A 22,754-nucleotide genomic window follows, 5' to 3' on the forward strand; every position below is an offset into this window, starting at 1 on the left:
CTTAGGACCCGCCGAATCAGGGAGGAATCACATTGGCCCGTATCTTGATAGTGGATGATTCGATCTTAATGCGCCGCAATCTGCGGACGCTTCTGACGGAAGCCGGACACGAGGTGGTGGCGGAGGCTTCCAACGGAATGGAAGGGTATAAGGAATATGACAAGCACCGTCCAGACCTGGTGACCATGGACATCACCATGCCGGTGATGAGCGGGATTGACTCCCTGAAGAGGATTCTGGCCACCTACCCCGATGCCAACGTCATCATGATCAGCGCGCTGGACCAGCGGAATATGGTGTTCGAGGCCATTCAGAGCGGGGCCAGACATTACATTCTGAAGCCCATCACGATGGAAAAAATCCTGAAGACGATCCATGACGTCTTGAAGGAGGCGGGTCTCCTGCGGGCGGACGCCGTTCCGGAGGGAGCGGAAGCGGCTGCGGCTGCGGGAGCGGGCAAGGGCAAGAACGCCGCTTTTTCCATAGAGAACAAGAACGGCGTCTTCATCATATCCCTGCTTCCCCATATTCAGGAGGAGGGACTCCAATCCGTACGGACCGCTGTTCAAGGGTTTCTCTTCATGAAGCCGCTCCGGGTCATCTTTCATTTCGACGGGGTGGAGGCCATGACGGACGCCCGGCTCGGTGTCATCAAGACCTGTATGCGCAATATACAGGCTGCCGACGGATCGGTGCGGGTCGTCACCACGGATATCGGATTTATGAAACGGCTTCGGGAAGATGACGAGGAGCTTTTTTCCCGGATATACACGGATATGGACCAAATTATTCTGTAATCGGTCAATTTCTGTCGATAATGCAGCCTGTACGGTGCCAAGCCCTTCATATCGTCACAATAGTGTCGAATTGAACTATTGTCAATTTATCCGGCGTCTCTTATACTAAACAAGTCACAGTGAATGATTATACAAAAGAGGTGCATAACGAACATGAAGAAGATGACAACCCTGCTGGCCGCAGTTATGCTGCTGGCTTCCATCACCGCTTGCGGCGAGAAGAACCAAGACGATTCCTCCAAGCAAGGTGCAGCGCCTACGGCCGCCGTATCCGCAGCAGCAACCGCAACACCCGGCGCCGCTGCCACTGGCAAGCTGGCCGATGTCAAGAAAGCCGGCAAGCTGGTCATCGGCACCAGCGCCGACTACGCGCCTTACGAGTTCCATAAGAACATCGACGGCAAGGACACTATTGTAGGATTTGACATTGAGATCGCCAAGACCATCGCCAATGATATGGGCGTGAAGCTGGAGATCAAGGACATGGGCTTCGACGGTTTGCTGGCTGCTCTTGACGCCGGCAAGGTCGACTTCGTCATCTCCGGCATGACACCGAATGCGGAGCGCGAGAAGATCGTGGACTTCTCCAAGGTTTACTACAATGCCGAGCAGATCATTCTGGTCCGTGCGGAGGATAAGGACAAGTTCAAGTCCATGGATGACATCAAGAAAGCCACCGTCGGCGTACAGACCGCATCCATCCAAGAGGATCTGGCCAAGAAGCAGGCGGAAGGCGCCACCATCAAGTCCATCGGCAAGATCACGGACCTCGTCATGCAGCTGAAGGGCAAGAAAGTCGACGCTCTCTTCATGGAGTCCCCGGTGGCAACCGGCTACGTGAAGAAGAACACCGATCTGGTCATCTCGAACGTGAAGCCTCAAGCGGACAAAGCCGGCTCGGCTATTGCCGTGAAGAAGGGCAACAAGGAATTCGTCGATCAGATCAACAAGACCTTGGACCGTCTGATGGGTGACAAGACCCTCGACAAGCTTGTAACAGAAGCATCCGCCCTGAGCGCGGAGTAAGGTTGTAGACCATAGGGGAACGGCCGAAAATAGCGGAGACTTCCGCTATTTTCGCGTTTCACCCGGAAGCTGCTAAGATTTGGAGGAAGATGATGACAACCGCCTTTTTATCCTTGGACTTTTCCTTTATGACCAAGTACGGAAGCAATTATGTGCACGGCACGATCATGACCGTGAAACTGGCGTTCTTTACCGTAATCTTCGGTACCATCGCGGGTATGTTCCTGTCGCTGATGCGGCTGTCCGGCAGCCGGATACTGCGGTTCTTGGCCACCGCTTACATTGAAGTGATCCGGGGCACCCCGCTCCTGGTTCAACTGCTCATCATTTATTTCAGCTTGCCGGTCGCCTTGGAATGGCTGTGCGGCAAGGTCGGACTGCCGGAGAATACCTTCGCCATGAGCGATTTTGCAGCCGGCGTCCTGACCTTGTCCATTAACAGTGCGGCGTACGTGGCGGAGATCTTCCGCTCCGGGATCCAGGCTGTGGACAAAGGACAGATGGAGGCGGCCCGGTCCCTCGGCATGCCCAAGTGGATGGCGATGGCTTACATCGTCCTGCCGCAGGCGGTCCGCAATGTTCTTCCTACCCTGGGCAATGAGTTCGTGGTCATCATCAAGGAATCGTCTCAGGTCATGGTCATCGGCCTGGCCGATCTGATGTACAACGCCAACCTGGTCCGGGGAGCCACGTATATCGCATTCGAGCCGCTGCTTGTAGCTGGCGCCATCTACTTCACCCTGACATTCCCGCTGTCCAAACTGCTCGGTTTGGTGGAAAGGAAGCTGAAAACCAGTGATTAAGGTCAACCAGTTACAAAAGAGCTTCGGCAAGAACCACGTTCTGAAGGACGTGAACATTCATATCGAAAAAGGCGAGGTCGTCGTCGTCATCGGTCCTTCCGGCTCGGGGAAGAGCACTTTCCTGCGCTGTCTGAATCTGCTGGAGATGCCAAGCGGCGGCGAGATCGTCTTCGAGGGCATCAATATCACGGATCGGAAAACCGACATCAACAAGCTGAGGCAGAAGATGGGAATGGTGTTCCAGCAGTTCAACCTGTTCCCGCATCTGTCCGTGCTGAACAACATCACCCTGGCGCCCCGCAAGCTGAAGAAGCTGTCCAAGGAGGAAGCGGAGAAGATCGCCATGGACCTGCTTCGGATCGTCGGCCTGGAGGATAAGGCGCACAGCTTCCCGCCTCAGCTGTCCGGCGGACAGAAGCAGCGGATTGCCATCGCGCGAGCTCTGGCCATGCAGCCGGACGTCATGCTGTTCGACGAGCCCACCTCCGCTCTTGATCCGGAGATGGTCGGAGAAGTATTGGACGTCATGAAGCGGCTGGCGGCGGAAGGCATGACCATGGTCGTCGTCACCCACGAGATGGGCTTTGCCCGCGAAGTGGGCAGCCGGCTGATCTTCATGGATAAGGGGAGCATTGCGGAGGAAGGCTTGCCCTCCGAGGTGTTCACGGATCCGAAGCACCCGCGGACCAAAGAATTCTTAAGCAAGGTTTTGTAAACAGCTGGAGGCTGCCGAGTAATCGGCAGCTTTTTATTTTGTTCACAGAATGTTCAAACCTTATGGCGGGCAGGTGCGTTAGCTAGGACAGAAGCACAATATTCCCCCTAAAGGAGAAGTGGATGATGAGGAACAGGAAGTGGACACTCTTCGGCGCTTTGGCGCTCTTCGCCTTTACGATGTCAGCTTGCGGCGGTAAAGATACGCCGGCAGCCACAGAAGCCGCCGCTTCGGCTTCTTCTGTCCCGTCGGCCGCTGCTTCCGCCAGTCCGGCAGCAGCGGCCAGCGCTTCACCGTCGGCCAGCCCCGTTGCTGCGGCCAGTGCCGCCCCTACCGCGGCGGCAGTCTCCTCCGCACCGGCTGCATCACCCGCCGCATCGCCATCGGCGACAGCAGCGGCCACGGCTAAGCCTGCAGCCACTGCTTCGACCGCATCTGCGGCTGCAACGACCGCTGCTGTGAAGGATGCGGAAGCCTTGTACAAAGACAATTGTATGGCCTGCCATGGCGTGAATCTGGAAGGGAAGATGGGGCCCGAGCTGACTAAGGTCGGCGGACATATGACCAAGGATGAGATTCTCACTCAGATTCTGAAGGGAGGCGGCCGGATGCCGGCACAGGAAAAGAGGCTGTCGGCAGCGGAAACGGAGACCTTGGCCGTATGGCTGGCAGCAAAAAAATAAGAAAAGGGGCGATGTACATATGAAATTGAAGCGGAGCAAAACCATCCCGGCCGGTCTTCTGGCCGTTATGATGACAGTGGGGGCAGCACTTCCGGCAGGCGCAGCTGAATCTTCGGCCACTGGAGCCGATGTCGTGTCCGATGCGGATCTGGCACTGGAGCTGAACATCCTGAAGGGAGAAGGGAACGGGCTAACGGCGGAATATCTGGCCAAGTCCACCACCCGGCTGCAAGCGGCCATCCTGTATCTTCGGCTGAAGGGACTGGAACAGGAGGCTCTGGCCTTCCAGGGAAGGAACAACTTTGCAGATGCATCGGGCGTTTGGGAAGGCGGACAATCCGTCATGGCATACTTGAAGGCGAATCCACACTTGGGCTGGCAGGGCATCGGCGGCGGCGTCTTCGACCCGGACGGCGGCATCACCACGGAGCAGCTGGCCAAAGTCCTCTTGGAAGCCTTGGGCTATAAACAGGATGTGGACTTCCAGTATGCCCAGGTGCTTCATAAGGCAGCGGAGGCTGGAGTCGTGCATGCCATGGAAGGCAAGGCGCTCCACAACGCCGATGTAGCAAGTTTCCTGGTGGATTCCCTTGAAGCCAAGACCAAGGAAGGAACCGGGACCTTGGCAGAGGTGTTGAAGCTGCCCGCCGGGAAGCTGGATCGCTTGAAGTATCCCCGGCTGGAATGGGGCGATAAGGCAGGGACAGGCACTTTCCTGACGGACGAAAACGGAATGGCTCTTTACCTGTTCAAGAAGGATCTGGCCGATCTGAATTCGTGCCAGGGGACTTGTCTGCAGAACTGGCCCGTCTTCTTCTCGGAGAAGCTGAAGGTTCCTGCGCAGCTCTCCAAATCGGACTTTGGTGTTCTGGTCCGCGCGGACGGCACGAAGCAGACCACCTTCCGGGGCTGGCCGCTGTACTATTACGTAAAGGATCTTCATCCCGGCGATACGTCAGGCCAAGCCGTCAACAATGTGTGGTATCTGGTGAACGGCGATACCTTGTCTCTGGAAGGCAGCAAGCCGAAGGAGTATTCCATCGATATGTCCGGGTTCCGGTTCACCGCTCCGGAGCTGACCATAGCCGCAGGCTCCACCGTGAAGTTCACCAATATGGACAGTGCCCGCCACAATGCTGTGGCGCTGGACGGCTCCTTCCGGACCGCCCTGCTGTCCAAGGGACAGTCGGAAACGGTAACCTTCGACAAGCCGGGCATATATGAATACATTTGCGAACCGCATAAGAGCAGCATGAAGGGCAAGATCATCGTGAAGTAAAAAGTCACCTGCCTCGCTGCAGGCAGCCTGCCGTATAACCCGTTCAGCCACCCGGCGGCGGGTTATTCCGCATTTCAGGTGCCATATTTGGCGAAAATGTGTCAAATCGGTTGCGTTAACCGCTTCCCCTGTAGGAAAATGAAGGAAAGAGAGGGGAAGCGAATGAAGGCCATGACCGATGCAGAATTGATGAAGCAGGTAATGGAGAAGCACCGGCCGGCTCTGGAGGAGCTGTATGACCGGTATGTGAAATTGGTCTATTCCTTTGCCCTAAAAGCGACCCGGAACGAACAGATGTCCAGGGATATCGTCCAACTGGTCTTCACCCGTCTGTGGACCACCAAGAGCGGTTATGATCCCGCCAAAGGACAGTTTGTCAGCTGGCTTCTGACCATTGTCCGCAATCTGACGGTGGACTGCATCCGGAGGGAGCGCCGGCATGCCGTCCCGGAGACGGCGGACATCGGAGCATGGGAGGAGCTGGCGGCATCGCCCGACCAAGAGCCCGAGCAGGTGCTGTCGAGAACCCTTGTGCGGGAGGAACTGCGCGAGGCTTATTCCAGGCTGTCCGACAGCCAGATTCGCCTGATTGAGCAGGTGTATTGGCAGGGCTATACGCTGAGTGAAGCAGCTCAGTCCTCGGGTGAGCCCCTTGGCACCGTCAAGAGCCGGCTGCATCAATCCCTGAAGCTGCTCCGCAAGTACCTGCAAGAACCGAAAGGAGGGATGACCCATGCCAAACCAACCGATGAATCCATGTGAGCTTTTACTGGACTATCTGTCGGACGAGGGCTCTATGGAAGAGAAGCGGATGTTCGAACGGCATCTGGAGTGCTGTCCCTCCTGCCGGCAGGAGCTTGTTGAGATGAAGGAGGTATGGAGCATCATGCCTCTGGATCTGGATGAGGTGGAAGTCCCCGCCGATCTGAAGGATCAGGTGATGGGCCGAATTTTTGTAGAGTCGCCTCCTATGCGGCCGCTTAGGCCGAAACCGGCCCGCGAGACGGCTGGAAGGGGCTGGAGATCGGCATTCCTCGCCACCGCAGCAGTTTGCATCGTGTTGGCGCTCTTCTTGACCTCCCCTGTGCTGCCGTTCGGTCCCGCCCCCGGGGGAACCAACGGGCTGTCGGTCGTGAAGCCGGAGCCTGCGCAGGTGCTCCGGACCTTATCCCTGCGTTCTACGGACACCGCCAAGCCCAACTGCGGCGGGACGGTCTGGCATACCCGCAAGGATGATGTGGAGGAGGTTGTGGTCTCGCTGCACGGTCTATCGCCTACCCAAGGGACGGAGGCCTACCAAGTATGGCTCATCCATCAAGGCGTCCGGCACAACGGAGGCACCTTGATCGTGAACGATCAGGGCGAAGGGGTGCTGATCTACCGCGTGCAGAAGGATGATCCGCCGTTCGAAGCGGTCGGGGTGACCTTGGAGCCCGATGGGCAGGGGACGCAGCCGCGGGGCCGGAAGGTGCTGGGCACATGATTGAAAGAGCGGTAATAGGGGAACATATTGCCAGAGGCGGTGGACGCACATGAAGATTGTGGTCCTGTCGGACACACATATGACGAAGAATCGGATCTACCTGCCGAAGGCGCTGCTGCAGGGCTTAGATGGGGCAGATCTCATTCTGCATGCCGGCGACTGGCTCGCCCCGGAGGTGGCGGACCTCTTGGAGGAATGGGCGCCGGTGGACGGCGTGGCCGGGAATAACGACGGCGAAGAGATCGTGCGGCGCTTCGGCCTGCAGAAGCTGATCCGTGCCGGGAGCCATATGATCGGCTTGATTCACGGGGACACGGGGCCGGGGAGGACGACGGAGCAGCGGGCCTATCAAGCCTTCGCAGGCGAAGCGGTGGACGCCATCCTGTTCGGTCATTCGCATGTCCCTTATCAGGAGGAGAGAGACGGCGTGCTGCTGTTCAATCCCGGATCGCCGACGGACAAGAGAAGGCAGCCCCTATATTCTTACGGGGTGCTGGAGACCGGTCCGGACGGGAGGCTTCACGCCCGGCATGTTTTCTACGAGGATAAGAGCTGATCCGAAAACTCGGGTCCATGTTGAAGAGAAAAGGCGGGTTGAGTGGGTTGGAGGAGATCCGTACAGCGGAGTTGATGATGGACAAATACAGAACGGACGGTCCCCATGTCCGGCATGTCGCAGGGCTGGCGGATGGCTTGTTCCTGAAGCTGAAGTCCCTTCACGGACTGGAGGAATCGCACCGCGTGGGCTTGAAGCTGGCCGCTTATCTGCATGATATCGGCCATTACGTGGGTGAGAAGCATCACCACCGGCACAGCTGCTATCTGATCCTGACGGATGAGCTGCTCCAGGGCTGGGAGCCGGAGCTTCGAAGTACCGTTGCTTACGCAGCCTTGAACCACCGGAAGAAGCGTCGGCTGGAGTGGGAGGGGGCGGGAGAAGGGGATCGGAAGGCAGCTGATTCGATAACGGCGATCCTCCGCATTGCAGATGTGCTCGACCGCAGCCATGAACAGAAGACGAAGCTCAAGGACGTCCGGCATATACCCGAGGAACGGTTGGTCGTCATCGAGCTGGAGGGAATGGAGCTGGCTGCTTCGGCCAAGAAGCTGAACAAGAAGCTGCGCTGGGCGGCCGTATGCTGGGGTGTGGATTTTGTGCTGAGCAACGGAAAAGAGAAGGTGGCCGTTCTATTGAACTAAATTGTCGACATCATTCAACAATTCCAACAGAGCTTCCTTCTCAAGACAACCTATATCCGATATAATAGGTGTTGAAGAAGAATTCCAGATAGGGAGACATGAGCGGGCACATGGCCATTAAAATTTTCTCAGACGGCAGCGCGGACTTGCCGAAGCACATCTTGGAGCAGCTTGGTATCATCTTGGTGCCCTTGTCCGTCCACTTCGAAAACGACCGATACACTTCGGCTATGGATCTACGGCATTTCTATAGGAAGATGAAAGAAGAGAAGGACCTGCCCAAAACCAGCAGCCCTTCCCCGCATGATTTCTTCGACCATTTCAACCGGGCCGAGGAACATGAGGATATTCTCTGCATCGCCGTCTCCTCCGCACTGAGCAGCACCTACCATCACGCGGTCATGGGCAAGGAGATGATCGAAGAGGAGGGGGCGGGGAGTCGGAACATTCACGTCATCGACAGCAAGAATGCTTCCCTGGGTCTCGGACTGCTCGTATACAAGGCGGCGAAGATGGCCCGCGAAGGGCATTCGATGCAGGATCTGCTCCATACGCTGAAGCGGAACATAACGGAGGTCCGGAACTATTTCGTGCTGGATTCGCTGGAGAATGTGGTGAAAGGCGGCCGGCTGGACCGGGTCCGCGGAGCCATCGCATCTGTCCTGAATATTAAGCTCTTGATGAAGGCCAGCGAAGAAGGCACTCTTGAGGTTGTGGAGAAGGTCCGCGGCACGCAGAACGCGCTTCGGAAGATGATCGACAAGATCGGGGAAGCCGGCCACGACTTCGAGAAACGGATCCTGGCTATCGCCCACAGCAATTGTGAGGAACGGGCCAAGGAAGTGATGGAGGCCATCCTGAAGCGCTATCCCTTCAAGGAGGTCATTCTGTCCGAGATGGGGCCGGTAATCGGGACGTATGCTGGAGAAGGCGGTATCCTGGTTTCCCACACGTAAGACAAATCGAACTCATAAGTAAAGCGCATGAGCCAGGCCCAAGAGGCCGGTTCATGCGCTTTTAATTGTCATCAGGGAGCTGCGGCAATGGCGGGCTTCTCGAGAGCGGAGACGGTATCCAGGAAGGATAAGGTCTTCCCCAGATAATCCTTCTTGTAGACGCTGTAGATGAGCTCATGATGGCCGTTGGGCAGCAGCCACAGCTTGCTTAACGGCTCGTTCTGCTGGTTGGCGAAGATCTCCTGCGCCAGCTGAAAGGGGGCTTTGTCGTCCTTCTTTCCGTGAATCAGGAAGATCGGGAAGTTGAAGGAAGTCTCCGTCATCTTCTCATAGGGGACCTGCTTCAAGCTGACGCCATTCATAAGCGGGAAGAAGAAACGGATGAGGTTCAGGGAAGGGAAGCGCGGAAGATCGGCGTGCTCCCGAATGTTATGGTAGAGGGTATCCGGGGACAGCACGAAGGTGCTGTCGAGGATCATACCGGCGATGTCTGCCCCCTGCAGGGCTGCATTGAGCGCCGTGCCGGCTCCCATGGAGAAGCCCCATACGAAGACCTGGGAGGCTCCCTTCTGCTTGGCGAGGTCGATGGCGCCCAATAGCTCGTAGGTCTCCTGCACGCCGCCGGTCACCACCTGCTCGGGATGGACGAAGCCATAGTCGAACATCAGCACATTATACTTCTGCATATGGGCTGCCTTGGCCAGATCGTACATCGGCACCCAGCTTTCCTCCCGGTTGGCGCCGTATCCGTGGGAGAAAACGATGGTCTTGGCAGATCCGGCGTACGGCAGGTACCAGCCGTCCAAGGTGGTCCGGTTGTTGCTGCTGTGGAACCGTACGTCCTCGTAGGGCACGCCGATCGCTTCCATGGGATTGGAGGAGAGTGGTGCGATGACGGGACGTCCCAACAGCCAGGCGACATAGGCATGGAAGCCGACGACGGCCATGGCAGCGGTGAAGAGGAGAGAGAGCAGGATCGCCAATAGCAGATGAATACGGGTATGCGGCTTTTTCGCCAGTCTGTTAACGCTTACAATTTCGCGGGCAGCTTCAGGCGTCAGGATCATTCCCATCGGTTTTCCCTCCTTATGTCCCTTCTGTTTGGTTCCTTACTTTTAGTATGGGGCATAGGAATATTGGCGTCAACGATCGTCGGAAAATGTAAACCGGCTGTAATCTGACTGTAATCTTGTAAGACTAAAGAAATGTTTTATTGGGACTTGTGAGACATGTCATAGGCTGTCCGCATGGTGAAGACCTATTATTAAAAGGATATGCCTGCGGGCACATTCTGCACACGAAAGCGGGGACAAGCATGGGAATGGAACTGATGCGCGTGGTCAGCCAGCGAAGTCTGGCTCGTCATATCTTTGAGCTGGTGCTGGAAGGCAGTCTGGCCGCTGAAATGAAGGAGCCCGGACGGTTCGTCCACATTAAGACGGGTGAAGGCAGCGAGCCTCTCCTAAGGCGTCCGATCAGCATATGCGATGTGGATATGGACCGGGAACGGTTTACGATGATCTACCGCGCGGAGGGCAAGGGGACTTCCTGGCTGTCCCGCAGGACTGAAGGAGAGCTTATCGATGTTCTGGGACCGCTGGGCCATGGATTTCCGGTAGCAGAGGCTCCGCAAGGAGGAACGGCTCTGCTGGTCGGAGGCGGCATCGGAGTACCGCCGCTCTATTATCTCTCACGCCAGCTGAAGGAGCGCGGAGTCCGGACCATCCACGTATTGGGATTTGCCAGCGGGGCGGACGTATTCTATGCGGACCGGTTCCGGGAACTGGGAGAGACCTATGTGGCTACCGTCGACGGCTCGGAGGGAGAACAGGGCTTCGTCACGGATGTGATCGAACGCCGCGGATTGTCCTTCGACGTCTTGTATGCTTGTGGACCTACCCCCATGCTGAAGGCGCTGGATGAGAAGTATAAGGGGCGCAAAGGCTTCCTTTCCCTAGAAGAACGAATGGGCTGCGGGATCGGCGCCTGTTATGCCTGCGTATGCAAGGTTCAGGACGACCCGTCCGGCCAAGATTACCGCAAGGTTTGTACGGATGGACCTGTATTCCCGATTGGGGAGGTGGTTCTGTGAACCGCTATGAGACGGATCAATTGTCCAATCCCCGCCTGTCCGTGGAGCTGCCCGGCTTAAGCCTGAAGAATCCGGTGATCCCTGCTTCCGGCTGCTTCGGCTTCGGCAAGGAATTCGCGGACTATTACGATTTATCGCTGTTGGGTGCCATCGCCATCAAGGCGGCAACAGGAGAAGCACGTTACGGCAATCCGACTCCACGGGTGGCGGAGACGCCTTCCGGCATGCTGAATGCCATCGGCCTGCAGAATCCGGGAGTAGAGCGGATCCTGGACAAGGAGCTGCCTTGGCTAGCAAGCTATGATGTACCGATCATCGCCAACGTAGCGGGCTCCACGGTGGAGGAATACGTGCAGGTGGCGCAGAGGATCTCCTCGGCCCCCAATGTGAAGGCGTTGGAGCTGAACATCTCCTGTCCTAATGTCAAATGCGGCGGAATCGCCTTCGGCACCGATCCGGAAGTTGCAGCGGAGCTGACCCGGCGGGTGAAGGAAGCGTCTTCCGTGCCGGTGTATGTGAAGCTCTCGCCGAATGTAACGGATATCGTCGCCATGGCCCGGGCCGTGGAGGCAGCCGGCGCAGACGGCATTACCATGATCAATACGCTGCTCGGCATGAGGATCGACTGGAAAACCAGGAAGCCCGTGCTGGCCAATAAGACCGGCGGGCTGTCGGGTCCTGCCGTGAAGCCGGTGGCGATCCGGATGATCTATCAGGTCAGTCAGGCGGTTCGCATTCCCATCATCGGCATGGGCGGCATAATGTGCGCAGAGGACGTCATCGAGTTCTATTTGGCCGGTGCCAGCGCCGTGATGGTCGGAACCGCGAATTTTGCGGATCCTTACGTGTGCCCCGCCATCATCAAGGAGCTGCCTGAATGGTTGGACCGGATGAAAGTGGATCACATTACCGAGCTGACCGGATGGAGCTGGAAGTAAGTGCAGCGGCGATTCAGCCTATAACAAAAAGATCGCTTCCTCTACGGGAGCGATCTTTTCTTTTGACAAGTTATTTGCACGTTTTGGAGCTGATGGATTGCTTCAGTTCCTTTTTGTCGATCTGCACCTGTTTCTCGCCGAATTGATCCAGCCGGGAGGGACTGGCGGCAGGTCCGTCGTTATCGGGGTGGTTATTGCGTCCAGACATGTTCGTTCACCTCCAACCGTAGCTTTCCCGGATGGGAGTCCGGTCATGAAGCTCGGCACAGGGACATTCACCCATACGCTCCGCTCCGGTCTAGCATAAAATGACAATAGCCGATCGTATCTAAGAAAGGAATATCACTAGAGGGTAGGAGGGAATCGTTATGGGACTGTTAGGACAGAAGTATCCCTGGAGCAAGTGGAAGAAGCACCTGGCGTTGGTCACCGACCCGGAGCTGGCTGCCCATCTGCCGGAGACCGTAATGTTGGAGGAAGGAAGCTTGCATGACTTTCTTAGAAGGTTCCCAGCCGTATATGTGAAGCCTTCGTATGGGGGCGGAGGCAAAGGGATCATGAAGCTGGAGCGTTCCGGCCATTACGTCACTGTGAAGACCTCTACGAAGCGCTTCCGCGTTCCGCTACCGGCTGTCTACCCGCTTGTCCGTAAGCTGGCAGAGGGCAAATCCTACATCATCCAACAGGGTATCGATCTCCTTTCCTTGGAAGAGCGATCCATCGATTTCCGGACGCTGCTGCTCAAGCCCGACCGCGAGTGGCAGTTTATGGGCACCATGGGGAAGTGGGGCGTGAAGGAGCAGATCGTCACCAACCATTGCCGCGGGGGTGCCGCCATCCGGTTTCGCGAAGCGCTTGAAGGGGCCAAAGGATTGTCGGAGGAGGAGCTGGCCGGTCTGGAGGAACGACTGAAGAGCCTCTCGCTGCGAATCGCGGAGGCTCTGAATAAGAAGTTCCCGCTGGTGGCCGAGCTGGGCCTGGATATCGGGATCGACGCGGACTTGCAGTTGTGGCTGATCGAGGCCAACACGAGGCCCCAATACCACTTGTTCTCGGAACATGCCGACGAGACGCTCTACAAGCGTATCGACGGCATCATCCGGCGCATTCGCCTGCCGCTGAAGAAGCCTGCCCCACGGTCCGGTTGAATTCTTCCCGGATCCGATCCTTCAAGCCGGGAACGGTAAGCACATCGTAGGCGGTGGCTGCGAGTACCTTGGCCCCGAAGAGCATTCCCTCGAAGGCTCGGCCGGTCATAGCCATATCTCTGAACTCTACCGTATGCAGCAAGTGCTTGGCATCGATCACTTTCACATAAGGGTGAATAGCGGGGCAGCGCCGGGACACATTCCCCAGATCCAGTGAGCCGTGATCCTTCCCCGTCTCGATCTGATCCGCAGATATGCCCATCTCGGTCAGGTTACGGGTATAGATCCCGGACAGCGTCTCATTGGTCGCCAATTCGTCATAGGAATACTCGTAATTGCATACCTTGAGCTTACAGCCGGTTTGCAGGGCGGCCCCTTCGGCGCAGTGGAGCACCTGGCGTACGACCCGGTCCGTATGGGGACGGTTGGCGGAACGGACATAGAATTGGGCGACCGCGTAATCGGGGATGACGTTGGCGGCTCTTCCGCCTTCTGTGATGATGCCGTGGATACGGACATGGCTCTCCTGCTGCTGACGAAGGGCATTGATCGAATTGAAGAGCTGCAGGACGGCATCCAAGGCATTGATTCCTTCGTAAGGGTTGGCTGCCGCATGGGCGGTCTTGCCGAAGAATTCAAACTGTAAGGCATCCATGGCCAAGGATTGGCCGGAATGCTCGTAGGCATGGTACGGATGGGCCATCAGGGCCGCATCCACGTCGTCGAAGAGACCCTCGGCAGACATGGGCACTTTGGCGCCCTTGGTTTCCTCCGCTGGGGTACCATAGACGCGGATCTCACCCCCCGTCTCGTCCGCCACCGCCTTCAAACCAACTGCTGCGGCGATGGCCATGGAACAGATCAGGTGGTGCCCGCAGGCATGACCGATCTCGGGAAGGGCATCGAATTCGGCCATGAAGGCGATGACCGGACCCGGCTTGGACGATATGTACCGGGCGATGAAGGCCGTCGGAATGTCCAGGACCGCCCGTTCCACGGTAAAGCCGAATTCTTCCAGCAAGGCGGTTAATCGGGCATAAGCCTCGAATTCCTCATGGCCCAGCTCCGGATGCTCTCCGATATACCGGGATGTCTCGATGAATCGTGACCGGTGGGCATCGATCGTATGGAAGATGCGTTCTTTCATCGTATTCCTCCTAAGAGTGTTGTGAGTTTCAACAAAATATCCGGTCCTCCCCTTGATTCCGACAAAGGTAGACCGTATTCTAAAGAGAGAAGAACCGATGGACCAACATGAATGACTGATCGGATGGTGCTTATGAGTTTTTTAGAGCAGGTGTGGGAGCATATACGAAGCGGCCGGATTCAGAATCATCCTTATCCGGTTGCCCTGAACGTGAATTTGGCTTATACGGTAATGCTGCCGGACCGGGAGACCCATCTGTTCTGGCTACCGTTCGAGTATACAGGCCTCTGCTATAAGGACCGGGGAGCCTTCGTTAACATTCATCCGTATTATAAGGGTGTGATTCTGGACGAAGCGGAGATCTCGCATGGCACAGATCTGTACAAGCCCAAGACGGACGAGGAGTTCATGAAGAAGCTGTATCAGCTGGCCTGGGACATGGAATGCTCCATCCAAGCCAGAGCGGACCAATTTTATGAGCCCGTCTGCGCGGCGGATTATATCCTGAAGATGTACCATTTTGCAGAATGGCTCCGGTACTATAACTCGGCGACTATACCGCGCAAGGCTTAACGAGGATCCAAGATGAATTTCTCAATAACCCGGCGGACACCTTCTTCGTTATTGCTTGTTGTGATATAGTCCGCCACTTCCTTCAGCGCTTCGACGGCATTGGCCATGGCTACGCCGAGTCCGGCTTCGACCACCAATTCCTTGTCGTTCCAGCTGTCGCCGATTCCGATGGTTTCCTCTTGCCGGATTCCGTAATGCTCGGCCAGATGGCGGAGCGCATGGCCCTTGGTTCCTTCCGGGTGCATGATCTCCAGGAAGTTGGGCTTGGACTTGGTAATATGGGCCTGGCCGCCGAACGCTTTCTTCAACTCCTCCAGGAGGCGGTCCAGCTTCTCCGGCTCGTCAATCATGAGCAGCTTTGGAGTGGATTTGGCGGCAAGCTTGCCGAAGTCCGGCTCGATGTCATAGGGAATGTTGGATAGTTTGCTGTAGGCGATGAGTCGCTCGTTTTCTTCCTTGGCCAGCAGCCGGTCGTTATGATAGGATTGCAGATGCAGGCCGTGTTCGGCGGCATACTCGAATACATACCGGACTACCTCAGGCGGCACGTTCTTCTCATAGAGAACGGTGCCGTCTTTTGCATGCTTAACGAGCGCCCCCTGATAGGTGATGAGCGGGACCTCGAGACCGAGACGGTCAGCGACCTGTTTGGCGGAGGCATACATCCGGCCTGTGGCGATGGTAATTACCACGCCTCGCTCCATGGCGGCGGTCATCGCGTTGCGCGTCCCTTCCGTAATATCCAGCTCGTCGTTCAACAGCGTATCGTCCAGATCCAAGGCTACAAGTTTATACATGATTTCCTCCTGTTGCGGGTTCCAGCTCCCGTTTTCCTGTATGATCCTGTCTATTATACCCTAATGCGGGTATCCCGTCATGCCCGGACGTGCAGGATACGGGGATGCGGGTAGGGGAACCCTAGCTGGTGCGGGAACCGAATACAGGGAGGAAGGGTTGCAAGATGAACACCGTAATGGAGGAAAAAGTCAGTGCCTACAAGTTAGGGGTAGGACGTATGAACGAGGCGCTTCCGGGGATTACGGAAGCCTATCATGCTTTTACGGGAGAATGCATGAAGAGTGGAGCGATCGATGAGAAGCAGAAGCAGCTGATTGCTCTGGGCATCAGTCTGTTCGCCAATAATGAAGTCTGCACGCTCTATCATGTGAACGAGGCCTTGCACAAAGGAGCCACCGCACTCGAAATCCTGGAAACCGTCGGAGTAGCGGGAGCTTTGGGAGGCGGATACGTCATGTCTCAGGGAGTCACCCGGGTTCAGTCGGCCCTGGACAGCGTACAAGGAGGGGGACAGCATGGATAAAGATACAGTTGGAGGATCGACTCCAGGGGAGAGCCTGGAGCAGGCGGTGGCGGAGCAGCTTGAGTTCGGGCACATGGAGGCCAAGGATCCGGAGGAGGAAGCGGCACGGCGGGTGTCGCCGCCCTATGTCGTTCGTATTCGGACCGAACGGGATCCTATCTTGGAAGAAACCGCCGTATACCGGAATATGGCCGAAGAAGTGGATGACCGGTATGACGCTTATCTGAAGGCTGCGGGCCGGAAGCCGGAGGAGCATGATTAGCGTTTCTGACTCCGACAGAGGTCTGGATTGGGAACGGACGCATCCTTCGGAGCTGGGCTGGATCGGTGACCTGGAGGAGCGGACCGACCGTTATGCGGCTTCGAAGCTTCCCAAGCTGCTGGGCTTCCTTCTGGCTGCTCAGGGCTGTCTCGTTATGGAGCGGTATTATAACGGGGCGGACGGGAATACCCTGATGGATGTCCGGTCGGTGACGAAGAGCTTTACCGGCGCGGCCGTAGGCATGGCAATAAATGATGGACTCCTGGAGGGGACGGCCTGCCGGGTCGGGGAGTACCTGGCCGAGGATGCAGCCGCGTCCGGCTCCAGCGTTTCGGATCTGACCCTATTCGAGCTCTTGTCCATGACGAGCGGCCTTTATTGGAAGACGGGCAATAAGTTGGGTGAGGCATATCTCGGGAGATGGCACAAGAGCAAGGACTGGCTCCGTTTCATTCTTAGGCTTCCGGTGGATCCGGAGATGAGAGGACGTTTCTTGTACCGGAGTCCGGATTCCCATCTGCTATCCTGCCTGATGACCCGCGTAACCGGGAAGCCGACCTCTATATACCTGAAGGAGCGATTATTCGATCCCATCGGCATCGAGGGGTATGAATGGGCGGAGGATCCGCAGGGGAACACGGCGGGACATGTTTTTCTCAAGATGAAGAGCAGGGATCTGCTCCGGTTCGGACAGCTCATCCTGAACGGCGGGAGATGGGGGAAGGAGTCGGTCCTGCCAGAACCTTGGATACGGGAATCCCATAATCCTCGTTCGGAGGGTCTGCCTGGCTTCGGTCAATATGGGTATCAATGGTGGATCAAGCCTGTGGCGGGAGTGCGGGCAGTCTATGCTTGGGGACATGGAGGGAATTTCATAATGCTGCTTCCCGAATTGGATTCGGTGGCGGTGGCCGTATCGGATCCGTCCGTCAACCGCTGGCGGGATCCCCGAACCCTCATGGAGCAGGTGATTATTCCCGGGATGAAGAGGAATCCGGCGCTCGGTATGGAATCCTAATGGAGGAAGGGACTACTGAGCCGGAGGATAAGAATACGCCATGAACCAAAAGATTCAGATCCGGGTACTGGGTACCGGAGATTCCATGGGAGTGCCCCGCGTCTATTGCGGGTGCGGCATATGTGAGGAAGCCCGCTCAACCGGTATTAATAGAAGGCTCCGTTCCTCCATCCTGATCGGGAGCGGGAGCTCGGAGCTATGGGTGGACTGCGGGCCGGATTGGCGGGGGCAGATGGAGGCGGAGGGACGGCGTTCCATCGGGGACGTGCTGATCACTCATGCCCATTATGACCACATTGGAGGCTTGCCGGAATTGGCGGATTGCTGCAGATGGACCTCCGTCAAGGTTCGTGTGCTGGCGCCGGAGGAAGTGCTGGAGACCATCCGCAAGCAGTTTCCTTGGGTGGAGAGCCAGCTAAGGCTTACCCCGACAGACGGTGGAACGGAGTGGGAAGGGTGGAGGGTGCTTCCATTTCGCGTATGCCACGGGAAGAATGGCTTCTCCTACGGGTACCGGCTGGAGCGGAAAGAAACCGCATGGGTCTATTGCCCGGACTCCATTAATATGTCGGAGCGGGAGAAGGCCTATCTTACGAACCTGCGGCTGCTGATTCTGGGCACCAGCTTCTACAAGGAGGAAGCAGACTTCCACACGCGCTCGGTCTATGATATGGAGGAAGCGCTGGAGCTGATAAGTGAGGTTCGGCCGGATGCGGTCCGGTTCACCCACATGTCGCACGGTGTAGACCTGAGGGAGCCTTACCCGCTTCCGGAGCATGTCCGGCTTGCCCGGAGGGGAGACGTATATGTACTGGAATAAAACCTGGCCGCTGGCCGGGTTATACCACTTTATGCAAGCGGTTCCACTGAGAATGGTTCTCTGGATTCATAGAGTGTTCAATTATAACTGAGAACGGTTCTCTAAATCCATAGTTTTTTCACGATTGTAACAGGATTTTGGGGCAGTTCAACAGATTGTCATAACTTATGTGAAAAGATTCACTACATGCTCTTATAATAGAGATTGTAAACGCATGTTATGGAAGATTTGTGTAGGATTCCTGTCGATATGAACCGAATGTAAGCGCTTGTGAAGGTTGTACGAGGGAGTAAGTAACCTCTGATACAGACCTTCGCAACTGGTGTAACAGGAGGGGATTCCCAGATGTGGCAGACCCCTTGTGCGAACCCGAACATCTAGGAGAATCACTCTGATTGTTGCGGCAGGAGATACGAATACCAGTAGGCGGCCCCCCAACCATATCCGTCCTCAATGAAGGCTAGCCCGCTGTTATTAATAAATAGGAGGGAACCAGATGTCTACCTTACCTAAGAAGAATGAATTGGGCTTTTTTGAGATCCGTCTCGAATCCATCGGCGGTCTCGGCGCCAACCTCGCAGGCAAAATGCTTGCCGAATCCGGCGTTCTCGGCCTGGGCCTGAACGGTGCCAACTTCTCGTCCTACGGCTCCGAGAAAAAGGGTTCTCCAATCAAGACGTTCGTGCGCTTCTGCGAGTCGGATGTCGAAATCCGCGACCATAGCCCGATAGAAGTTCCGCACGTCGTGGGCATTTTCCATGAAGAACTGTACAAGACGATCAATGTTGTCAGCGGCCTGCCGGCAGACGGCATCGTCCTCGTCAACTCCACCCGCGATTTCGACGATATCCGCCGCGATCTGAAGCTGGAGTACGGTACTCTTGCCGTCGTGGACGCCATGGGCATCGCCGTCGAAGAGAAAACCAAGGTCAATACTTCGATGTTGGGCGCTCTGTACCGCATTTGCGACTTCCTTGATCCTGAAGATATGCGCAACACCATCCGCAAGACCTTCGGCAAGAAATATCCGCATCTGGTTGAGCCGAACATCCGCACGTTCGACCGCGGCTATGCGGAAGTGAAGTTCAAGACTTACGAGGTACCGCAAGGCGCTGAAGGCAAGGCATTCAAACGCGCGACTACCGTATTCGGATATGAGAGCCAGCCTCTGGGCGGCGTAATCTATGCTCAAGCCAACACCGTACTGAAGGACATGAGCGGTTCCCGCCAAGGCTTCATCCCGGAATTCCATGCTGATAAGTGTATCAGCTGTGCGCAGTGCGACGTGGTTTGCGGCGACATGTGCTTCGTATGGGAAGAAGAACCGAACAAGCGCGGTGTCATGCAGATGACTCTGAAGGGCATCGATTACCAATATTGCAAGGGCTGTCTGAAATGCGTGGACGCATGCCCGACCGGCGCACTGACCGATCTTCGCGAAGAAGTCGGCTATGCCGAGGCGCACCGTGTTCCGTCCAGATTTAATTTCGTATTGGGAGGGGCTCAATAATGGCGATTCTTGAGAAGAACCTGGTTAACTCCGCCGAGCAAGTCACAACCTTCGAATCCGGCAACGAGATGGCCGCTACTGCAGCCGCTCAGATCGACTACCATCTGATGGGATACTTCCCGATTACCCCTTCCACCGAAGTGGCCCAATATCTGGACCAAATGAAAACCCGCGGCGAGCATAACATCCAGCTGGTAGCGGCAGACGGCGAGCATGGCGCGGCAGGGATCTGCTACGGTGCAGCCGTTGCAGGCGCACGCGTGCTGAACGCCACTAGCTCCCAAGGCTTGCTGTACATGCTGGAGCAGCTGCCGACCCAATCCGGCACCCGCTTCCCGATGGTATTGAACCTGGTATGCCGTGCCGTCAGCGGTCCGCTTGATATCCGCGGCGACCACTCCGACTTGTACTACGCCCTGAACACCGGTTGGGTGATCTTGACCGCATCCACACCGCAGGCCGTATATGATATGAACATTATGGCTCTTAAGCTGGCCGAACATTCCGAAGTGCGCCTTCCGGTTATCGTCGCATACGACGGCTTCTTCACCTCTCACCAGAAGCGCAAGGTTCAGTACTTCAAGGATCGCAACGTGGTGCAGTCGTTCGTCGGCGAGCGTCCGACCAACTTCCCGAACATCAGCGATCCGCGCAATCCGATCACCGTCGGCTCCCACATGAACGGGGACGACCTGATCAACAACAACTACCAGCAATCCGAAGCCCTGTACCATGCAGGTGAAGTGTACGAGAAGCTCCAAGCCGAATATGCCGCCCTGTCCGGCCGCGAATATCCGACCTTGGATCTGTATCGTATGGAAGACGCTGAAGTAGCGCTGTTCCTCGTGAACTCCGCTGGCGAAGCAGCTAAGGATTCCGTTGACAAGCTGCGCGCCCAAGGCATCAAAGCCGGTCTGATCCGTCCGAACGTCATCCGTCCGTTCCCGGCCGAAGCCCTGCGCAAGGCATTGAAGAATGTAAAAGCTCTTCTTGTAGGCGAGCGTGCCGATTCGTACGGCGCTCATGGCGGCAACCTGACTCATGAAGTTCGTTCCGCCCTGCAGGTTGACCAAGACAACAAGACCGTTATCCTGAGCCGTATCTTCGGTGTCGGCGGTAAGGACTTCTACAGCGAAGATGCGGAAGAATTCCTCCGTCTCGCAGTGGACGCAGCCCAAAAAGGCTACGCCGAGAAGCCGTTCGACTACTACGGCCATACCCCGGGTATCCACGGTCATGCCGCAGAGCAGCGTGTTATCGAGCCTCTGCACGGCGAGTCTTACAAGACCGGCTTGATCACCGTTACCGTGGACGAAGAGACCGGCAAAGTGAAGGCGAAGGTACCTCCGCTTCGCAGCCTGACCAAGAAGCCGAAGCGGTTCGCACCGGGTCACGGCGCATGTCCGGGCTGTGGCGTACTGCCGGCACTTGAACTGTTCTTCAAGGGGATCGAGGGAGATATCGTCGCATTGTTCCAGACCGGATGCGCATATGTTATTTCCGCTTCCTATCCGTATACCTCCCATAAGCAATCCTTCGTTCACAACCTGTTCCAGAACGGCGGTGCGACGGTAGCCGGTATGGTCGAAGCTTTCCTCGAAATGAAGCGCCGCGGTGAAGTGAACGTATCCGACGATCTGACCTTCGTCATGGTTACCGGCGACGGCGGTATGGACATCGGTATGGGTGCAGCAATCGGCGCAGCTCTTCGGAACCATAAAATGATTATGCTCGAGTATGACAACGAGGGTTACATGAACACCGGTTCCCAGCTGTCCTATTCCACTCCGCTGGGCCACATGACCTCCACCTCCGGTGTGGGCAAGGCTCAGAAGGGTAAAGGGTACCATCATAAAGATACTCCGCAGATCATGGCTTCCTGTAACATTCCTTATGTATTCACCGGCTCCGAAGCGTATCCGCTGGATCTGATCCAGAAGGCCGCTAAGGCCCAATGGTATGCTCAGAACGTAGGCTGCGTATATGGCAAGATTCTGATCACCTGTCCGCTGAACTGGAAGACAGAAGACCGTCTGGGCCAGAAGATCGTGAAGACCGCCGTGGATTCCTGCTTCTTCCCGCTGTATGAGATCGAGAACGGTGTAACGAACATCACCTACGATCCGGAAGCGAAGGGTTCCCGTATTCCGGTAACCGAGTGGCTGAAGTCCATGGGCAAGTCCAAGCACTTGCTGAAGGAAGATGAGCTGCTGGTGGAATTCGAGCAAGAAGTCGAGCGCAGATGGCAACGTCTGAAGGCGAAGCACGAAAATCCGCTGCTGTAATCTTTTGACTATCTTACAGACTTTGCACCACTGAATTTGTGATTGTCCTCACACTCGCGGGTCGTTCTCCAATTCGTCACATGACGCCCCGCGAGTGTTTAATACGCGAGGTTGTGAAGAAATTCACTGCAATAGATTGCCAGCTTGCTTACTGAATATTTGTTTTGCCTACGGCAAAACGCTTAGGAGGATCAACTTATGGGAGAAAAATGCTGTTGCGGCGGTAATGCAGTTGCCGACGAACGGTTAGAGAAGGTCAAACACGCTATTGAAACCTTCGCACCTATGAAAGGCGCTTTGATTCCGGTGCTCCACGAGGTTCAGGATCTGTACGGCTTCCTGCCGGAGGACGTGCTGCTGCTCGTATCCGAAGGGCTGAATGTTCCGCTGTCCGAGATTTACGGCGTGGCTTCGTTCTATCACTTCTTCTCGCTGGAGCCGAAGGGCGAACACATCATCCGTATCTGTATGGGTACCGCTTGCTACATCAAGGGCGCCCAAGCGATCGTCGACACCTTCGCGAAGGAACTGAAGGTGGAAGTCAACAAGACTACGGAAGACGGCAAGTTTACGCTTGAAGCGACCCGCTGTCTTGGCGCTTGCGGATTGGCTCCGGTATTGACCATCGGCGACAAAGTATACGGCAAAGTGTCGGCCGTCGATGTGCCGAAAATTCTGAAGGAATACCAATAAGGAGG

The 22,754-nt window shown here is 56.4% G+C and carries 26 protein-coding genes and 1 pseudogene; 22 read left to right on the forward strand and 5 right to left on the reverse strand.

Annotated features, from left to right (window positions below):
- Window positions 1-32: 32 nt before the first annotated feature.
- The 4 genes and pseudogenes from ACSEXW_RS28585 to ACSEXW_RS22130 all read left to right on the forward strand — a co-directional run.
- Window positions 33-386: pseudogene (locus ACSEXW_RS28585) on the forward strand (response regulator); the annotation flags it as partial.
- Between the two features lie 564 nt (window positions 387-950).
- Window positions 951-1,823: a transporter substrate-binding domain-containing protein gene (locus ACSEXW_RS22120; protein WP_438448353.1), complete on the forward strand. Its 873-nt coding sequence runs from the start codon at window positions 951-953 to the stop codon at window positions 1,821-1,823.
- Between the two features lie 92 nt (window positions 1,824-1,915).
- Window positions 1,916-2,626: an amino acid ABC transporter permease gene (locus ACSEXW_RS22125; protein WP_438448354.1), complete on the forward strand. Its 711-nt coding sequence runs from the start codon at window positions 1,916-1,918 to the stop codon at window positions 2,624-2,626.
- Window positions 2,619-3,341 (forward strand): amino acid ABC transporter ATP-binding protein, encoded by a 723-nt coding sequence (locus ACSEXW_RS22130; RefSeq protein ID WP_438448355.1) that lies wholly within the window; start codon window positions 2,619-2,621, stop codon window positions 3,339-3,341. Before ACSEXW_RS22125 ends, ACSEXW_RS22130 begins: the two co-directional genes overlap by 8 nt.
- An 82-nt stretch (window positions 3,342-3,423) precedes the next feature.
- Here the strand turns inward: ACSEXW_RS22130 and ACSEXW_RS22135 are convergent, their stop codons facing one another.
- Window positions 3,424-3,831 carry a hypothetical protein gene (locus ACSEXW_RS22135; RefSeq protein ID WP_438448356.1) on the reverse strand — a complete coding sequence of 136 codons (408 nt, stop codon included), beginning with the start codon at window positions 3,829-3,831 and terminating at the stop codon, window positions 3,424-3,426.
- Between ACSEXW_RS22135 and ACSEXW_RS22140 the strand changes: the two genes are divergently transcribed.
- The 7 genes from ACSEXW_RS22140 (at window position 3,818) to ACSEXW_RS22170 (ending at window position 8,942) form a co-directional block, all read left to right on the forward strand.
- Window positions 3,818-4,024, forward strand: a complete 207-nt coding sequence (locus ACSEXW_RS22140; protein WP_438448357.1) for a c-type cytochrome — start codon at window positions 3,818-3,820, stop codon at window positions 4,022-4,024. The two genes, ACSEXW_RS22135 and ACSEXW_RS22140, sit on opposite strands and share 14 nt — an antisense overlap.
- A 19-nt stretch (window positions 4,025-4,043) precedes the next feature.
- Entirely contained in the window at window positions 4,044-5,303 is a 1,260-nt protein-coding gene (locus ACSEXW_RS22145) for a plastocyanin/azurin family copper-binding protein (protein ID WP_438448358.1), read from the forward strand.
- Between the two features lie 162 nt (window positions 5,304-5,465).
- On the forward strand, window positions 5,466-6,065 hold the full coding sequence (locus ACSEXW_RS22150; protein ID WP_438448359.1) for an RNA polymerase sigma factor: 600 nt from the start codon (window positions 5,466-5,468) through the stop codon (window positions 6,063-6,065).
- Entirely contained in the window at window positions 6,037-6,786 is a 750-nt protein-coding gene (locus tag ACSEXW_RS22155; RefSeq protein ID WP_438448360.1) for an anti-sigma factor domain-containing protein, read from the forward strand. Before ACSEXW_RS22150 ends, ACSEXW_RS22155 begins: the two co-directional genes overlap by 29 nt.
- A gap of 49 nt (window positions 6,787-6,835) precedes the next feature.
- The gene (locus ACSEXW_RS22160; RefSeq protein WP_438448361.1) at window positions 6,836-7,342 is read left to right on the forward strand and encodes a metallophosphoesterase family protein; all 507 of its coding nucleotides are present in this window, start codon (window positions 6,836-6,838) and stop codon (window positions 7,340-7,342) included.
- 38 nt (window positions 7,343-7,380) lie between these two features.
- Entirely contained in the window at window positions 7,381-7,986 is a 606-nt protein-coding gene (locus tag ACSEXW_RS22165; protein WP_438448362.1) for an HD domain-containing protein, read from the forward strand.
- 110 nt (window positions 7,987-8,096) lie between these two features.
- Window positions 8,097-8,942: a DegV family protein gene (locus tag ACSEXW_RS22170; protein WP_438448363.1), complete on the forward strand. Its 846-nt coding sequence runs from the start codon at window positions 8,097-8,099 to the stop codon at window positions 8,940-8,942.
- 71 nt (window positions 8,943-9,013) lie between these two features.
- On the opposite strand, the gene ACSEXW_RS22175 is transcribed toward ACSEXW_RS22170, so the two are convergent.
- On the reverse strand, window positions 9,014-10,015 hold the full coding sequence (locus ACSEXW_RS22175) for an alpha/beta hydrolase (protein ID WP_438448364.1): 1,002 nt from the start codon (window positions 10,013-10,015) through the stop codon (window positions 9,014-9,016).
- A 242-nt stretch (window positions 10,016-10,257) separates the two neighbouring features.
- On the opposite strand from ACSEXW_RS22175, the gene ACSEXW_RS22180 reads away from it, so the two are divergent.
- Both ACSEXW_RS22180 and ACSEXW_RS22185 read left to right on the forward strand, forming a co-directional pair.
- Window positions 10,258-11,034 carry a dihydroorotate dehydrogenase electron transfer subunit gene (locus tag ACSEXW_RS22180; RefSeq protein ID WP_438448365.1) on the forward strand — a complete coding sequence of 259 codons (777 nt, stop codon included), beginning with the start codon at window positions 10,258-10,260 and terminating at the stop codon, window positions 11,032-11,034.
- A 20-nt stretch (window positions 11,035-11,054) separates the two neighbouring features.
- A complete protein-coding gene (locus ACSEXW_RS22185; protein ID WP_438448394.1) occupies window positions 11,055-11,972 on the forward strand; it encodes a dihydroorotate dehydrogenase in 918 nt (305 codons plus the stop codon).
- A 70-nt stretch (window positions 11,973-12,042) separates the two neighbouring features.
- Here ACSEXW_RS22185 and ACSEXW_RS22190 read toward each other — a convergent pair whose 3' ends face one another.
- Entirely contained in the window at window positions 12,043-12,180 is a 138-nt protein-coding gene (locus ACSEXW_RS22190; protein ID WP_438448366.1) for a hypothetical protein, read from the reverse strand.
- Between the two features lie 160 nt (window positions 12,181-12,340).
- Here ACSEXW_RS22190 and ACSEXW_RS22195 point away from each other — a divergent pair, with 160 nt between their 5' ends.
- A complete protein-coding gene (locus ACSEXW_RS22195; protein ID WP_438448367.1) occupies window positions 12,341-13,120 on the forward strand; it encodes a YheC/YheD family protein in 780 nt (259 codons plus the stop codon).
- Here the strand turns inward: ACSEXW_RS22195 and ACSEXW_RS22200 are convergent.
- A complete protein-coding gene (locus ACSEXW_RS22200; RefSeq protein ID WP_438448368.1) occupies window positions 13,068-14,267 on the reverse strand; it encodes a M20 family metallopeptidase in 1,200 nt (399 codons plus the stop codon). The two genes, ACSEXW_RS22195 and ACSEXW_RS22200, sit on opposite strands and share 53 nt — an antisense overlap.
- 132 nt (window positions 14,268-14,399) lie before the next feature.
- On the opposite strand from ACSEXW_RS22200, the gene ACSEXW_RS22205 reads away from it, so the two are divergent.
- Window positions 14,400-14,840, forward strand: coding sequence for a hypothetical protein (locus ACSEXW_RS22205; RefSeq protein ID WP_438448369.1), 441 nt, complete (start codon window positions 14,400-14,402; stop codon window positions 14,838-14,840).
- Here ACSEXW_RS22205 and ACSEXW_RS22210 read toward each other — a convergent pair.
- The gene (locus ACSEXW_RS22210; protein WP_438448370.1) at window positions 14,837-15,637 is read right to left on the reverse strand and encodes a Cof-type HAD-IIB family hydrolase; all 801 of its coding nucleotides are present in this window, start codon (window positions 15,635-15,637) and stop codon (window positions 14,837-14,839) included. The genes ACSEXW_RS22205 and ACSEXW_RS22210 overlap by 4 nt on opposite strands.
- A 164-nt stretch (window positions 15,638-15,801) precedes the next feature.
- Here ACSEXW_RS22210 and ACSEXW_RS22215 point away from each other — a divergent pair, with 164 nt between their 5' ends.
- The 7 genes from ACSEXW_RS22215 to nuoE all read left to right on the forward strand — a co-directional run bounded on the left by ACSEXW_RS22215 (window position 15,802) and on the right by nuoE (window position 22,749).
- A complete protein-coding gene (locus ACSEXW_RS22215) occupies window positions 15,802-16,161 on the forward strand; it encodes a carboxymuconolactone decarboxylase family protein (RefSeq protein WP_438448371.1) in 360 nt (119 codons plus the stop codon).
- Entirely contained in the window at window positions 16,154-16,423 is a 270-nt protein-coding gene (locus ACSEXW_RS22220; protein ID WP_438448372.1) for a hypothetical protein, read from the forward strand. The genes ACSEXW_RS22215 and ACSEXW_RS22220 overlap by 8 nt, the downstream gene beginning before the upstream one ends.
- Window positions 16,416-17,441 (forward strand): serine hydrolase domain-containing protein, encoded by a 1,026-nt coding sequence (locus ACSEXW_RS22225; RefSeq protein WP_438448373.1) that lies wholly within the window; start codon window positions 16,416-16,418, stop codon window positions 17,439-17,441. Before ACSEXW_RS22220 ends, ACSEXW_RS22225 begins: the two co-directional genes overlap by 8 nt.
- A 40-nt stretch (window positions 17,442-17,481) precedes the next feature.
- Window positions 17,482-18,261: an MBL fold metallo-hydrolase gene (locus tag ACSEXW_RS22230; protein ID WP_438448374.1), complete on the forward strand. Its 780-nt coding sequence runs from the start codon at window positions 17,482-17,484 to the stop codon at window positions 18,259-18,261.
- 496 nt (window positions 18,262-18,757) lie between these two features.
- Window positions 18,758-19,771 carry a 2-oxoacid:acceptor oxidoreductase family protein gene (locus tag ACSEXW_RS22235; protein WP_438448375.1) on the forward strand — a complete coding sequence of 338 codons (1,014 nt, stop codon included), beginning with the start codon at window positions 18,758-18,760 and terminating at the stop codon, window positions 19,769-19,771.
- Window positions 19,771-22,056 carry a thiamine pyrophosphate-dependent enzyme gene (locus ACSEXW_RS22240; RefSeq protein ID WP_438448376.1) on the forward strand — a complete coding sequence of 762 codons (2,286 nt, stop codon included), beginning with the start codon at window positions 19,771-19,773 and terminating at the stop codon, window positions 22,054-22,056. The genes ACSEXW_RS22235 and ACSEXW_RS22240 overlap by 1 nt, the downstream gene beginning before the upstream one ends.
- A gap of 198 nt (window positions 22,057-22,254) precedes the next feature.
- Window positions 22,255-22,749 (forward strand): NADH-quinone oxidoreductase subunit NuoE, encoded by a 495-nt coding sequence (nuoE, locus tag ACSEXW_RS22245; RefSeq protein ID WP_438448377.1) that lies wholly within the window; start codon window positions 22,255-22,257, stop codon window positions 22,747-22,749.
- Window positions 22,750-22,754 lie beyond the last annotated feature (5 nt).

Source organism: Oryzibacillus soli (assembly GCF_051594765.1).
Lineage (GTDB): Bacteria > Bacillota > Bacilli > Paenibacillales > NBRC-103111 > Paenibacillus_AR.